This is a genomic window from Deinococcus multiflagellatus, assembly GCF_020166415.1.
Taxonomy (GTDB): domain Bacteria; phylum Deinococcota; class Deinococci; order Deinococcales; family Deinococcaceae; genus Deinococcus; species Deinococcus multiflagellatus.
The window spans coordinates 161,679-176,062 of the sequence record NZ_JAIQXV010000001.1 but is presented as its reverse complement, the minus strand read 5'-3'; the positions used below and the strand labels follow the sequence as shown (position 1 = coordinate 176,062).

The following is a 14,384-nucleotide window of genomic DNA, read 5'->3' as shown; positions in this document are numbered from 1 at the left end:
CTCTGACCGTTCAAGGCACCGACCGCAGCAGGGGGCGCCACAGCCGCTGGCCCCAGGGGGCATGGACCACGTTGTGGGCGCTGAGCACACACACCCAGCCGGTGAGCCAGCCCGCCAGCACATCGCTGGGGTAATGCACCCCCAGGGCCAGGCGCGCGGCGCCGCTCAGCAGGGCGTACAGCAGGCAAGCCGCCGCGCCCGGCCAGCGCAGCGGCGTGCGCCACAGCAGCAGGGCCACGCAGGTGGCGAGGGCAGCGGCCACCGTGGCGTGTCCGCTGGGAAACGAGGCGCCCGTTTCGGCCACCAGCCGGGGCCACAGTTCTGGCCGGGCGCGGTGAAACAGCAGCTTCATGACAAACGCGGTGCCCACAGCGCTGCCCAGACCCAGCAGGGCGCTGGCCGCGTCGGCTGGCCGGCGGCGCTGCCACAGCCACGCGGGAATCAGCACAAACACCACGGCCATCACCGGGGGGCTGCCCAGGGTGTGCAGCGCCAGGCTCAGGGCGATCAGGGCGGGGGGCGTGTGGGCATGCAGCCAGAGCAGCAGCGGCGTCTCGAACGCGGCGCGCTGGTGTTCGAGCACGTCCTCAGCCAGCAGGCCCAGCACCACCAGAGGCAGCAGAATGCCCAGAACGTAGCGCCGCAGCGCGGGCCAGAGCCAGGGGCGGACCAGAGTCATGGCGGCCAGCCTGCCCGAACGAGTTAAGTGTGGGATGGAATGTGGCCCTCGGTGGAGACCGCAGGGGCGGGGCCAGGAGAGCGGAAGCCTCGCGGCAGAGGCCCCGCGTGAGGGCACACTCTCCAGAGGGCCTGCCTTGCGCCGCCCTTGCCTGCCAGAGCATTTCATCTGGGCGCCACCGGGGGCCCCTACGGTGGCGCGCATGACCCCCACGCAAGCGGCCGACGCCCTGGTGTTCTTCGGGGCAACGGGTGACCTGGCCTACAAGCAGATTTTCCCGGCCCTGCAGGGCCTGCTGGCGCGCGGCCTGCTGGACATGCCCATTATTGGGGTAGCGAAGTCGGGCTGGACGCTGGCGCAGCTGCAAGACCGCGCCCGCGCCAGCCTGCAGGAGCACGGCGGCGTGAACGAGGCGGCCTTTGCCCGGCTGTGTGCGCAACTGCAGTACATTGACGGCGATTACCACGACCCAGCCACCTTTACGGCGCTGCGCGCGGCCCTGGGGCCCGCCCAGCATCCGCTGCATTACCTCGCCATTCCGCCCAGCCTGTTCGGGCCGGTCACGCAGGCCCTGGCGGCCAGCGGCTGTGCCCAAGGGGCGCGCATCGTGGTGGAAAAGCCGTTTGGGCACGACCTCGCCAGCGCGCAGGCGCTGAACCGCACCATTCATCAGGTGTTCAGTGAAGCCAGTGTGTTCCGCATAGACCACTACCTGGGCAAGGAAGCGGTGCAGAACCTGCTGTACCTGCGCTTTGCCAACGGGTTTCTGGAACCGCTGCTCAGCCGCGACCATGTGCAGGCGATTCAGCTCACCATGGCCGAAACCTTTGGCGTGGCGGGCCGGGGCCGTTTTTACGAGGAAGTGGGAGCCATCCGCGACGTGGTGCAAAACCACATGCTGCAGGTGCTGAGCCTGCTGCTGATGGACGCGCCCGCCCACGCCGACCACGACGCCATCCGCGACAGTGCGGCGGCCCTGCTGCGCGCGGTGCGCACCCTGAACCCGGGCGAGGTGGTGCGCGGGCAGTACCAGGGCTACACCCAGGAGCCGGACGTGGCGCCCGGTTCGCAGGTCGAGACCTACGCGGCGCTGCGCTTTCATGTGGACTCCTGGCGCTGGGCGGGCGTGCCCATTGACGTGCGGGTGGGCAAGCGGCTGCCCGTGACCGCCACCGCCGTCACCGTGTTCTTCAAGCCGCCGCCGCAACAGATGTTTGGCGACGCGCGCCCCAGCGCCAACTTTCTGCGCCTGCACCTGACACCGGGCGTGCAGGTCACGCTGGGCCTGAACACCAAGCGGCCCGGCGCCGGGCTTCATGGCGAGGCGGATGAACTCGTGCTGCACCGCCAGCACTGGGACGGGCTGGCCCCCTACGAGCGCCTGCTGGGCGACGCCCTGGCCGGCGACCTGACCCTCTTTGCCCGCGAGGACGAGGTGGAAGAAGCCTGGCGCATCGTGCAGGACGTGCTGGGCTCTGCCGCGCCCCTGTGGCCCTACGCCCCGGGCAGCTGGGGCCCCCCGCAGGCCGACGCCCTGCTGGGCCCGGACGGTCCCTGGGTCAACCCCGACCCGGCCGAGGGGGGCACCCTGGACCCGCCGCCCGGCCCGGCCTCGGCGCCCCGGCAGGCCAGCGCGGTGGGCGAATGAGCCGCGCCCGCGCGGCCCGCCCAGCGCCCGCTGCGCCCCGCACCGTCCTGACCGTGGACATTGGCGGCACGCATGTGAAGGTGCTGCGCAGCGGCCTGGACCCGGAGCAGCGGCGCCGCTTCGTTTCGGGGCCCGAGCTGACCCCAGCAGCGATGGTGCGCGGCGTACAGGCCCTGGTGGACGACTGGACCTTTGACGCGGTGAGCGTGGGCTACCCGGGGCCAGTGCTGCACGGCCAGCCGGTCCACAACCCGGCGAACCTGGGGCCGGGCTGGGTGGGCTTTGACTACGCCCGCGCGTTTGGCTGCCCCCTGAAGCTGATCAACGACGCCGCCATGCAGGCTCTGGGCAGTTACCAGGGCGGCTCGCTGCTGTTTCTGGGCCTGGGCACCGGGCTGGGCACCGCCCTGATCGTGGACGGGGTGCTGGAGCCCATGGAGCTGGCCCACCTGCCCTACCGCAAGAAAACCTATGAGGACTACGTGGGCCTGCGCGGCCTGAAACGGCTGGGCAAAAAGGCGTGGCGCCGGGAGGTGGGCCGGGTCACCGCGCTGCTGATGCAGGCCCTGGCACCCGATGAGGCCGTGCTGGGCGGCGGCAACGCAGCGCTGCTGGAAGGGCATCTGGATCACCTGCCGGCCGGGGTGCGTCTGGGGGACAACAGCAACGCCTTTGTGGGGGGATTCCGGCTGTGGGCCGACGATCTGAACGCGCGCCCACGCCCCCACAGACAGGCGCGCCCCGACCGGGCGGCGACCAGCGCGGCCGAAGTGCCCACCCGCCCAGCGCGGCGGCGCACAGTGAAGGCGAAGTGACACGACTGCCGAAACCTTCCGTCACGTGCTTCCGGCGTTTTTCCGACCGAAGGGACGCGCAGAGCGGCAGAGAGGGAAAAACGGTGACGCAGAGGGGTGGAATCACCGCAGCGACGCGGAGGGCTGGAACGGATCATCCGGAAGCCGTGTGACGCAGTGTTTCGGACGGTCTCAGCAGGCCACAGAGGATAGCCTGACAAACACGCTGTTGTTCCCCTCCCCCCTCATGGGGGACGCGCAGAGCGGCGCCGCAGGGGTTGGGGCTTGAACAGCGGCGGAGCAGAGGGGGCAGCGAGTGGGGCGTCCCAGAAGACCTTTCTTCCATGAACCGCCCAGCACGCTTGACCACTAGCTGCACCACTGATGAGACGGCTTGCCGGAACGTCCAGGAAAGAAATGGGAGTTCCCCTGCGATGCCCCGCGCCAAGGGCCGGACCTCCCTCTTGCTCGGGTGCGCCGTCTGACAGTCCCCTGGCCCGTCCCCGATCCCCCGCTCTGAGCCGCTTGCCTACTTCACGGTCACGGTGCCCTTCATGCCGCCCTCGTAGTGGCCGGGCATGTGGCAGGCCATCTCGAACACCCCGGTCTTGGTGGGGGTAAAGGTCAGGGTGGCCTGGGCGCCGGGGGCCAGCACCACCTCAAAGAAGGTGCCGCCCACGGCCTTGCCATTTTGGATCAGACGCAGGTTCTTGGCCCCTTGCCACAGCGTGTGCGTTTTCATGTAGGCGTCCCAGGCGGCTTCGGTGGTGGGGGCCACCCGGGGCTTGGCGTAGATCTGCAGTTCGTGGGGCACCTTGCCCGTATTGCTCAGGCGCAGGGTCACGGGCTGGCCCGCTTTCAGGGTCAGGGCCGCGGGCGTGAACTTCAGGTCGGACATCGTGAGGTTCAGGCTGGCGGCCTGCACGGTGCCCAGGGTGCTCAGGAGGGTCAGCGTCAGCGGAACTGTTTTCATGGGGGGCTCCTTCGGGCAGCCGGGGGGGGGCCCGGCGCGCGGCTTCAGGCATACCGGGCGCAGCTCAGGGCCAGATGAAACAGGGAGGCACCGCGGCGCATGTTCTCTGGGCGGCCGGGTTTCATCTGGGCATCAGGCGCGGCGACCAGCATGCACCCATGAGCGACCTTCCCTCGTTCGCGCTGGTGGGCGACGACGCGCTGGCCCCGGGCGCCCCGGGCTTGGCGCCCACCTGGAGCAGCAGCGACAAGGATTTCGTGACCACCAGCCTGGGGCAGGCGCGGGTGTGGGTCACCCTGGGCCACGGCGTGCTGAACGAGGTCTACTGGCCCTCGACCGGCGAGCCGCAACTGCGCGACCTCACCTTCTATCTGGTGGGCGAGGGCGGCTGGGTGGACCTGAAGCGCACCGCCCACTACACCCTCAGTGTTCCCGCCCCGTTTCTGCCGCTCCCCACCGTGGTCCACACGGGCGCGGACTACCAGCTGACCCTGGAGGTCGTGCCCGATCCGCTGCGCGACGTGCTGCTGGTGCGCTACGAACTGCAGGGGCCCTACACCCTGGCGGTGGTGGCCGCGCCCCACCTGAATGGCGACGGGCACGACAACGTGGCCTGGGTGGACGGCGCGTGCTTTGCCCACTGTCACCGCCGGGTGCTGTGTCTGACCGCCGACAGCCCGCTGCGTCAGGCCTCGGCGGGCATCGTGGGGGTGTCGGACGGCTGGCAGGACCTGCAGGCCCACGGCCGCCTGACCTGGGCGTACACCAAGGCCGGGCCGGGCAACGTGGCCCTGAGCCTGGCGCTGGCGCGGCCCCAGGGCGTGCTGGCGCTGGGGTTTTCCAACACGGCGCGCGGCGCCTACACCCTGGCGCGCGCCAGCCTCGCCGAGGGCGCAGACGCGGCGCGCGGCGCGTTTTTGCACGGCTGGTCGCAGTGGGCCCGGCATCTGCCCTTTCCGGCGCCCGACCCCGAACTGGGCGCGCTGGCGCAGTTCAGCGCCGCGGTGCTCAAGATGCACGAGGACACCACCTATCCCGGCGCGGTGGTCGCCAGCCTGAGCACCCCCTGGGGCGAGGCCACCGACACGCTGGGCGGCTACCACCTTGTCTGGCCGCGCGACGCCACGCTGGCGGCCTTTGCGCTGCTGGCCGCCGGCCAGCTGGACGACGCCCGGCGCATCCTGGCGCGCTTTGTGGCCACGCAGGAGGAAGACGGCCACTGGGCGCAGAACAGCTATCCCAGCGGCGATCCGTTCTGGACCGGGCTGCAGCTGGACGAAACGGCCTTTCCAGTGCTGCTGGCCGCCAAGCTGCGCGAACTGGGCGACCCCGAACCGGCGGGGGTCCCCGAGATGGTGCGCCGCGCCCTGGGGTTTGTGGCGCGCACCGGCCCCACCAGCGACCAGGACCGCTGGGAGGAAAACCCCGGCGTGAATCCGTTTACGGTGGCGGTGGCCATTGCGGCGCTGGTGGCGGGCGCGCCGTGGCTGGCGCCCGACCAGCAGGACGAGGCCCTGCGGTTGGCCGACGAATGGAATGAGCGCCTGGAGGGCTGGTGCTACGTGGAAGACACGCCGCTGGCCCGCGAACATGGGGTGCGCGGCTACTACGTGCGCCTGGCGCCCCCGCAAAAGGACGGTGGCCTGGGCGGCGAGGTGCTGCTGCGCAACCGCCTGGGCGAGACGCTGCTGGCCTCGGCGCTGGTGAGCCTGGATTTCTCGTACCTGACGCGCCTGGGCCTGCGCCACGTCACCGATCCCCGGGTGCAGGACACGCTGCGGGTGGTGGACCGGGTGCTGCGGGTGAGCACGCCCAGCGGCGACCTGTACCGCCGCTACAACCACGACGGCTACGGCGAGCACGATGACGGGCGGCCCTTTGACGGCAACGGCACCGGGCGCCTGTGGCCGCTGCTGGCCGGCGAGCGCGGGCACCTGGCCCTGCAGGCGGGCGAGGACGCCTTGCCCTACCTGCGCGCGATGGCCCACTGCGCCAGCGACGGCGGCCTGCTGCCCGAACAGGTCTGGGACGGCCCGGCGCTGCCGGAGCGGGGCCTGTTTCCCGGGCGGCCCTCGGGGAGCGCCATGCCGCTGGTCTGGAGCCACGCCGAGTTTCTGAAGCTGCTGCTGGCCCGCGAGTCGGGGCGGCCCTTTGAGTTGCTGCGCGCCGTCGAGGACCGCTACGCCCACGCCCGGCCAGCCCCCGAATGGCGCTGGCGCAACGAAACGCCCGTCGCCGCGCTGCCCCCGGGCCGGGACCTGCGCCTGGAAAGCCCGGTGCCCTTTACCCTGCACTACGGCTGGGACGGCTGGCAGGACGTGCAGGAGGCAGCGGCCCAGCCCGGCCCCTTTGGGCTGTGGCAGGTGTGCCTGGGGGCCGAGGCGCTGGCGGCGCACGACACCCTGCACTTTACCCGCCGCTTCGAGACCGGCTGGGAAGGCCAGGACCACCGCGTGGCGCTGCAGCACGCGCCGGCCCAGGCCCTGACCCCCACATGACCCACCCCGAAAGCCTGCGGCTGTGGCTTGCGGCGCTGAACCCGGCGCTGCTGAACGGCGCCACCTTCGGCCTGCTGGCCCTGGAAGGCGCGGGCGTGCCCGGGGTGCCCGGCGTGGTGCCCATGCTGGCGCAGGCGGCGGCCATTGACGCGGGCCACGCCACGCTGGGCGGCGCACTGCTGTGGGGCACGCTGGGCAACTGGCTGGGCAGCCTGCTGGGCTACCACGCGGCCCGGCGCTGGCGGGCGTGGCTGGGCCCCCGGCTGGCGCAGCGCCACACCGAGCGGGCCGAGCGCCTGCTGGCCCGGGGCGGCGCGGGCCTGATCATCCTGAGCCGCACCATCGGCAGCCTGCGCACGCCGGTCACGCTGGTGGCGGGCGCGGCCCCCTATCCCTTTGGCCCTTACCTGCGCCTGAGCCTGCTGGGCGCCGCCCTGCATGTGGGTGTGTGGCAGACCCTGCTCTGGAAAGGCGGCCCGGCCCTGCTGCCGCTGCTGGACCGCTGGGGCCACGCGGGCCTGCTGGCGGCGGCCGGCGGCGCGCTGCTGTGGGCCCTGGGCCGCTGGGCCTGGACCCGCCGGAGCGCGCTGAAGGAGGGGTAGGAGCCTTCTGGGGCGAACGAGGGGCGTGCCCTGCACGGGCGCTGGCTGGAGGGTGGCGGCACCAGCAGCCTGACAGCAGTCTGCCATTCCATTGAGGGGAGGGAAGCACCCTCCTTCACGTCGCGCCAAATGCTGTTGTGGCGGACAGTCACTTCGTTCGCCCCAGTTGACCTGAATGGTTCACCTGCAGGTCATGTGGTTCCCACTCTCGGTTGCCCCAGCTAACCCTGGGCCACGCCCCCGGGCCCAGGGGGTGGCGCCCCGGGGTCGGCTGGGCCTGGGGGCCCTTCTTCCCTTCGCCCGGCCGCTGGCTGCGCCCGGTACGACGGGCTGCGGTAGTAATAGGCGTCCAGCAGGGACTTCAGGGCGGCCACGGTGGGCACCGCCACCACCGCGCCCATCAGGCCAAACAGTTCCACCCCGAACAGAATGGACAGCAGCACCGCCAGCGACGACAGGTGCGTGTTCTGGCTCACCACGCGCGGGGCGATCACATGGCCCTCTAATTGGTTGGCGCCCACGAACAGCGCGGCCACCGCCGCCACCTTCAGCAGGCCAAACGGCAGGGCCAGCAGCAGCGCGGGAATCACCGACAGAATGACCCCCAGGTACGGCACGATGTTCAGCAGCGCCGCCAGAAAGCCAATCGCCAGCGCCGAGGGCAGGCCCAGCAGGCTCAGGCCCACGCCGATTATCACGCCCATGATCACCGCCACGGTCAGCTGGCCGCGAAAGTAACCGCCCACCGCCCTGGACACATGCTCGCTGATGTCCTGCGCCAGCGGCTGAAAACGCACCGGCAGCAGGCGCAGCAGAAACGGGCCCATGCTGGGGTAAATCGCCATCATGTACACGCTGATAATCAGGGTCACAAAGGCGCGGCCTATCCAGCCAGCGGCGCCCACCACCCCGCTCACCAGCGCCCCCTTGGGCGACAGCAGCGCGCCCAGCTCGGCACTCAGCTGGTTGGGCAGGGTCTGAATCCAGCTGTCCAGCTGGGCCTGGGCCCCGCGCAGGACCGGGAAGCGCTGCACAAGGCCGTGGGCGATGGTTTCCAGGTTGCCGGTCAGGGTGGGCAGCTGGCGGCCCAGCAGCTGCACCTCTTTGAGCACCGTGCCCATCAGGGGCAGCACGCCTGACAGCACGGCCAGCAGCGTCGCCACCAGCAGCGCAATCCCCACCGGGCGCGGCACGCGGCGCGCTTCCAGGCGCACCAGCAGGGGGTTGGCCAGGTGGGCGATCAGGTAGGCCACCGCCACGCTCAGCACCAGCGGGTGCAGGTGCACCAGCAGCCGCCATACCACCCAGAGCGCCAGCAGATACACCAGCACCTGCAGCCAGGGCCAGCGCCACACCCGCCGCACGGTGCTGGGCGGGGCCGGGGGTGGGTTGGGTGAAACCGTCATGCTTTCTTGCCTCCTGACGGGAGCGGCGCCCAGCGGGCCATTGTGCTGTGCTTGGCCTGCGCAGCTGCGTTGGCAAGGCCGCAGCCGCCAGGGTCCGGCTTACTTGAAGTCGATCAGGGGCAGCAGTTTCTGGACGTTGTTCTGGCCCAGGCCCTTCACCTTGACGATCAGCGCCTTGGCATCCCTGTAGGGGCGGTTCTTGATGATCTCGGCGGCCACCTTGGTGCCCACGCCCGGCAGGGTCATGAGGGTCTTGGTGCTGGCGCTGTTGATGTGGACCGCCGTGCGGGTGAGTGTGACGGGCGCGGCGGGTTTGGCCGCCGCTGTGGTCGCCGCAGGTTTGGCGGCGGGCATGGTCTGCGCCGAAGCCAGCGTGGGCAGAAGCAGGGCGGCGGCAACGGCGAAAACGTGGGTCTTGTTCATGGAAGTCCTCCGGGGCGCACTCTAGAAAGGTGAGCTAAGGCTCGAATGAAACCCGGGGAGGGGCAGCGAGGACGGCGTGTGAACAGGGAAGTCCTGCCCATCTCTGGCTCTCTGGAAAGGGCACAAGCAGGCAAGACGGGCGCTGGCAGCGGAACACACAGCCGCCCTGCGGCTTTCCCACCACGGCTCTGCGTTCTGCGTACTGGGCCGCCAGAAAGGACAACAACACCAAAGGGGCGGCGGGGCCACGTTCTGGCTCCGGGGTGGGATTGGACAGCCCGGCGAACAAGGCCAGCACCTGTCACCTGCCTGGGCGCGGCGTTCTGTCTTCCAACTGCCATGAAGGCCGAATCCAACGAGCGGTGAAACCCCGCCAGCAAGACTTAGGCGCATTTGAGCAACCCACAGAGAGCGGCCCGCCGAACACGCTGTTTTTCTACCTCTCCCCTGGCGGGGAACTCGCAGGGCAGCGATGCCAGGAGCATGAGCGTGCGCTGCGTCCCAGACAACCTTCTCCGCATGATCTACCCGCCTCGCTTGACCGCTCTCCGCACCCGTGCTGGACATGGAGAACCACCCGGCTCAGTCGTCGCCTGCGCGGACCTCCTGCACAATCTCGTCGGGGGTCAGGGCCAGCAGCCCTGGGTCGTGCATCATGCCGCGTTCGGCGCGCAGTTCCTGCAGCACGGCGTCCAGCTTGGCATGCAGCTCACGGGTATCCTCGTTCTGGGCGTTCTGAATCAGGAAGACCATCAGGAAGGTCACGATGGTGGTGCCGGTGTTGATGACCAGTTGCCACGCATCTGAAAAGTGAAAGAGCGGGCCAGTGACCAGCCACAGCATCAGGCTCAGGCAGGCCAGGCAGAAGGCCACGGCGGTGCCACTGAAGTCGGCCATGCGCCGGGACAGCCGCTGAAAGGTGGCTTCCAGCCGGCGCGAACGCGGACGGGCCCGGCGGGCCGAGAGGGTGAACATGGGCGACCACCTCCTGAAGCAGAGAAAGACGCAGCGAAGCGGAGCAGCGTTGGATTGGGGAAACCGGCTGTTCCCGCCGCGAGAGAGCCCCGGGTGGGCGAGGCCAGTGGCGCCCACCCACGCCCTCTGTTTCCCTGCAGCCGCCTGAAGCCAGCACAGGCCATCAGCGGCCCGCCCAAGCCTGCGGCGGCGGGGTCAACGGCAGATGAAAGGCGGGCCCCCACCTTCTGGGCCCGCCCACTGACCCTCCCGCCGTTTACAGCCCCGGAATGGGGGCGGCGATGTCCCTGATGGGCTGCCCGGCCGCCGCCGAACCCTGGCTCAGGGCGCCTGTGGCACTTTCCAGGGCGCGCACATCGGCCTCAGAGAACTGGCCCTGCTTGAAGCGGTTGCCCACCTCGCCAAACGCCCCCTGCACCTTCGCCAGTTCGCCGTCCAGCTTTTGCAGCAGCGGATCGGGGCTGTTGTGGGCCACTTTCCCCGCCACATTCACCTCGTGGGCGGCAAACAGCAGGGCCAGGCCGCCCTTGGCCAGTGCGCCCATACGTCCAGAGGCGCCGCTGGCGAACTTGCCGGCCGTGTAGGGCGCCAGCACCCAGTGGTGGAAGGCGTAGTAGGCCACGCCCAGGTGCGCCACGAACCGGGTCTTGTCCAGCAGCGCGTGCGAGGTACTGAGCGGCCCCGCCGCCAGCGCGACAGAAGCGAGAAGCAGCAGCGGACGTGACATTTTGCTCATGCGCCCAGCCTCCGCTGCGCAGATCAAGCGGGCATGAAATCGGTGGGGCCGCGTGCTGGGCCCCACGGCACCGGGGGCCAGACCCGCCAGGGCCAGCGCCGCCCCGGACTGGTCCCGTGGGCGGCGCTGGCCTTGGCAGGTCTGGCGGCGCCCGCTAGGCCTTGGCACCCGCCACGCGCCCGCTGCGCTCCAGCTTGTTCCAGCCGCGCGGCTTGCCCTTCAGGGCGGCCAGGGTCGCGCGCACGGCCACGTACGACAGCAATTGGCGGTAGACGATGCGCTGCGGCAACAACAGCGGCAGCAGCCGCCAGTCCTCGCCGGGTTCCAGCACAAAGGCCAGGGCGGCGGCGCACAGGTCAATCAGAAGAAACAGCCCGGTGAACAGCAGCACGGGGCCCGTGGGCGAGAACCCGCCGTCCGGGTGGGAGGGCCACTGCAGCAGGGCCCAGGCCAGCGACACCACAAAGCTCAGGTCCAGCAGCGCGCCCACCAGGGGAAACAGCACCTGGAACAGCACCACGTTGGGCAGCGTAAAAAGCCCCAGGCCGCGCGCGCGGCTGCGCAGGGCCCCGCGCTGTTTCCAGGTGGCCTGCAGGGTGCCGAACATCCAGCGGTCGCGCTGCTTGACAAAGGCGCGCAGGGTTTCGGGGGCCTCGGTGCGGGCCACGGCGCCGCTCTCGTAGGTCACGCGGTAGCCCGCCCGCAGGGCGCGCATGGTCAGGTCGGCGTCCTCGGCCAGGGTGTCGTGGTGAAAGCCGCCCAGGCGCAGCAGCGGCGCGCGCCGCCACGCCCCAATGGCGCCGGGCACCACGCTGATGGCATTGAACTGGGCCAGGGCCCGCCGCTCCACATTCTGCGCGGTGATGTATTCCAGCGCCTGCCAGCGCGTGAGCAGGTTCACGCGGTTGCCCACCTTGGCGTTGCCCGCCACCGCCACCACCCGGGGGTCGGCAAAGTGGCGCCGCAGCAGGCGCGCGGCTTCGGGGTTCACCTGGGTATCGGCGTCCAGAAACAGCGCCACTTCGCTGTCCACCTGCGCCAGGGCGTGGTTCAGGGCATGGGCCTTGCCGCCGTTGGGAATGCGCTCAATGGTCACCCGGGGATGGGTGCCGTAGGCAGCGCGCGCCACCTCGGCGGTGCCGTCGGTGCTGCCGTCGTCCACCACGTACACCCGCAGGTCCGGCAGGTCCGAGGCCAGCAGCGAGGCGATAGTGGCCCCAATCACCCGCGCCTCGTTGTAGGCGGGCACAATCACGGTCATGTCCGGCAGGGCGGCGTCCGGGCTCGGGGCGGGCGCCGCGCGCCGCGTGGCCACCTCGCGCAGCGCCAGGGCCAGGACGACCAGCAGGCGCAGCACACTGAGGGTCACGCCCACCTTGAACAGCCCGTCCAGAAGGCGGCCCAGCCAGCCCAGCGCCGTGAAATTGGCCCCCAGCAGCCGCGCCAGCCAGCGCTGCCCGGCCGAGACCGGCGGATTGGCCTGCGCGCGGGGAATGCCCGCCAGTTCCGACACGGTGGTCAGTTCGTAGCCCCGGTGCCGCAGCGCCGCGATCAGGGCGGGCAGGGCCTGCACGGTCTGGGCGCGGTTGCCCCCGCCGTCGTGCAGCAAGACCACCTGTCCGTTGCCCGCCGCAAGCTGGGCCAGGGTCTGCTGCACGATCTGGTCGGCCCCGGGCCGCCGCCAGTCGCCGGGGTCAATGCCCATGCCGCTGATGTAGTACCCCAGGCGGCTGGCCCCCTCCACAATGCCCGCCTGATCGGGGGTTTCGGGCTCCACATCCTCGGCAAAGGGCGGACGGAAAAGCAGGGTGCGCACGCCGGTTTCGCCCTCGATCAGCCGCTGGGTGGCGTTGAGTTCCAGGGCAAACTGGTGGCGCGAGACCAGGCTCAGGTCCGGGTGGGTGAAGGTGTGGCTGCCCAGCTGGTGGCCCTCGTTCACCATGCGCCGCAGCAGTTCGGGGTGCGCCTCGCCGTGCAGCCCCACCACGAAGAAGGTGGCCGGGGCGCGGGCGCGTTTCAGAATGTCCAGAATCTGCGGGGTATACAGCGGGTCCGGGCCGTCGTCGAAGGTTAGGGCCACCTGGCGCGGATTGCGCCCGCCCCAGCGCTGAATGACGTACGGCGTGGCAAAGGTGGTCAGGTGCTCGGCGGTCACGAGGTGCGTGGCCGGGTCCAGGGTCAGCTGGCGCGCGCCGGGGTGCGGGTGGCCGCTGACCCGCAGCAGTTCGCCGCTGCCCTGGTAATCAATGTCGTAACCCGCCTGCAGCGGCGACAGGGCGCGCGCCACCTGCGCCGGGGCGCTGCGCAGCGCGGTCCACACCCCCGGGTCCTCGGTGCCCAGGCGCCACATTGCCACGCGGCGCACCCCCAGCGCGCGCAGGGCCTGCGCGGCGTCAAAGGTGCTGGCGGCGTCCAGATACCAGACGCGGTGGGGCCGCCCGGCCTCGTCGGCGTAGGCAAAGGTGGGGTTCAGGGCGCGGCGGTCCAGGTGTGGCGTTTCCTGGGCGCCCTGGGCCAGCGACAGGGCGTCCTGAAACGACAGTTCGCTGGCCGTGCCCGCGCCCCAGTCGTAACCGTAGCTGCCCAGCGCCACGCTCAGGCGGCTGGCCGGAATCTCGCGCAGGCGCTGCGCCACCCGGCGCTGCACCCAGCCCTGCGAGGCGATGGGCCCGGCCTCCGAACGGTCCTCGTGCTCGTCGTAGGCCATTAACAGCACGCTGTCGGCCCGCTGGCCCAGGGCGCGGTAATCAAAGGCCGGGTCGTCCAGCGGCGCGTCCACCGTCAGGGTCTTGCCCGCGCGGTGCAGGGCCGCGCCCAGTTCGCCCACAAAGGCCACGTAGGCCGGCTGGGCACTGCCCGGCAGGTTCTCGAAATCCAGATTCAGGCCCGCAAAATGGTTGGCCACCACGCCCGCGCGCAGGCGCTCGACCAGGGCGGCGCGCGGGCCCGGGGCACGCAGCACCGCCGCCACCCGCGCCGAGGCCCAGTCCTGACGCTGCGCATCGTAGTTGTTGACCAGCGGCGTGATGGGCAGCCCTGGCCGGTGCCGGGCCACGTAGGCCAGCATGCCCGCGTTCTTGCCCGGCGATTCCGGCACCAGCGTCCCGCCCGCGCCCAGGTGCCACCATTCGGGCGCCAGCACGTCGAGCGCGCCCAGGTTGTGTTTCAGGGACGACAGGCTGTTGTCGTCCCAGGCCACGAAAAAGCCCGTGACCTGCAGCGGGGCGGCCTGACCGGGCCCGCCCCCACTCCAGCCGGCCTCCGGGCCCTCCTGAGAGCGCGAAGTCTGCAGCGCGCGCAGTTCGCGGGCGTGGTGCCCCAGGTGCAGGGCCGGCAGGGCGTCGGGCTGCCACAGCCCCAGCAGGGTCACGCCCGCCGAGCACAGCAGCGTGGCCCCCAGAATGGCGGCCAGCCCATTGATGCCCCGGCGGCGGCGCCCGGCCGGGTCAAAGAACACGGGGGCGGCCTGCGGCGGGCAGGTGCTGGCCGCCGCCTGCTCTGGGGCGGCCCGGACAGCGGGTTCACCCCCCGCGCGTTCAGGGGTGGGACCAGAGGTGGGTTCAGGCATGCGGCCACGCTAGGCGGCCCAGTTAACGCCCAGCTCAAACCCGGGGTCAGCCAGCAGTCCGTCCCTGGCCGGGCAGCGCGCA

11 protein-coding genes are annotated in these 14,384 nt (G+C 70.9%); 4 read left to right on the top strand and 7 right to left on the bottom strand.

Annotation, left to right across the window (positions count from 1 at the left end; all coding sequences use genetic code 11):
- Positions 1 to 10 precede the first annotated feature (10 nt).
- The gene (locus tag K7W41_RS00845; RefSeq protein ID WP_224603785.1) at positions 11 to 679 is read right to left on the bottom strand and encodes a phosphatase PAP2 family protein; all 669 of its coding nucleotides are present in this window, start codon (positions 677 to 679) and stop codon (positions 11 to 13) included.
- A gap of 202 nt (positions 680 to 881) precedes the next feature.
- On the opposite strand from K7W41_RS00845, the gene zwf reads away from it, so the two are divergent.
- Positions 882 to 2,327 carry a glucose-6-phosphate dehydrogenase gene (zwf, locus tag K7W41_RS00840; RefSeq protein WP_224603782.1) on the top strand — a complete coding sequence of 482 codons (1,446 nt, stop codon included), beginning with the start codon at positions 882 to 884 and terminating at the stop codon, positions 2,325 to 2,327.
- Entirely contained in the window at positions 2,324 to 3,142 is an 819-nt protein-coding gene (locus tag K7W41_RS00835; protein WP_224603780.1) for an ROK family protein, read from the top strand. Before zwf ends, K7W41_RS00835 begins: the two co-directional genes overlap by 4 nt.
- Before the next feature lie 508 nt (positions 3,143 to 3,650).
- Here the strand turns inward: K7W41_RS00835 and K7W41_RS00830 are convergent.
- On the bottom strand, positions 3,651 to 4,094 hold the full coding sequence (locus K7W41_RS00830; RefSeq protein ID WP_224603778.1) for a cupredoxin domain-containing protein: 444 nt from the start codon (positions 4,092 to 4,094) through the stop codon (positions 3,651 to 3,653).
- Between the two features lie 158 nt (positions 4,095 to 4,252).
- Here K7W41_RS00830 and K7W41_RS00825 point away from each other — a divergent pair, with 158 nt between their 5' ends.
- Together K7W41_RS00825 and K7W41_RS00820 are read left to right on the top strand one after the other, a co-directional pair.
- Positions 4,253 to 6,592 carry a glycoside hydrolase family 15 protein gene (locus tag K7W41_RS00825; protein WP_224603776.1) on the top strand — a complete coding sequence of 780 codons (2,340 nt, stop codon included), beginning with the start codon at positions 4,253 to 4,255 and terminating at the stop codon, positions 6,590 to 6,592.
- Positions 6,589 to 7,194 carry a DedA family protein gene (locus tag K7W41_RS00820; RefSeq protein WP_224603774.1) on the top strand — a complete coding sequence of 202 codons (606 nt, stop codon included), beginning with the start codon at positions 6,589 to 6,591 and terminating at the stop codon, positions 7,192 to 7,194. The genes K7W41_RS00825 and K7W41_RS00820 overlap by 4 nt, the downstream gene beginning before the upstream one ends.
- 221 nt (positions 7,195 to 7,415) lie before the next feature.
- Here the strand turns inward: K7W41_RS00820 and K7W41_RS00815 are convergent, their stop codons facing one another.
- The 5 genes from K7W41_RS00815 to K7W41_RS00795 all read right to left on the bottom strand — a co-directional run bounded on the left by K7W41_RS00815 (position 7,416) and on the right by K7W41_RS00795 (position 14,302).
- A complete protein-coding gene (locus K7W41_RS00815) occupies positions 7,416 to 8,600 on the bottom strand; it encodes an AI-2E family transporter (protein WP_224603772.1) in 1,185 nt (394 codons plus the stop codon).
- 99 nt (positions 8,601 to 8,699) lie between these two features.
- Positions 8,700 to 9,023 (bottom strand): ComEA family DNA-binding protein, encoded by a 324-nt coding sequence (locus K7W41_RS00810; protein WP_224603770.1) that lies wholly within the window; start codon positions 9,021 to 9,023, stop codon positions 8,700 to 8,702.
- Between the two features lie 582 nt (positions 9,024 to 9,605).
- Positions 9,606 to 9,998 (bottom strand): low affinity iron permease family protein, encoded by a 393-nt coding sequence (locus tag K7W41_RS00805; RefSeq protein ID WP_224603768.1) that lies wholly within the window; start codon positions 9,996 to 9,998, stop codon positions 9,606 to 9,608.
- Positions 9,999 to 10,254: 256 nt separating this feature from the next.
- A complete protein-coding gene (locus tag K7W41_RS00800) occupies positions 10,255 to 10,734 on the bottom strand; it encodes a hypothetical protein (protein WP_224603766.1) in 480 nt (159 codons plus the stop codon).
- 154 nt (positions 10,735 to 10,888) lie between these two features.
- Positions 10,889 to 14,302 carry a glycosyltransferase gene (locus K7W41_RS00795; protein WP_224603764.1) on the bottom strand — a complete coding sequence of 1,138 codons (3,414 nt, stop codon included), beginning with the start codon at positions 14,300 to 14,302 and terminating at the stop codon, positions 10,889 to 10,891.
- Positions 14,303 to 14,384 lie beyond the last annotated feature (82 nt).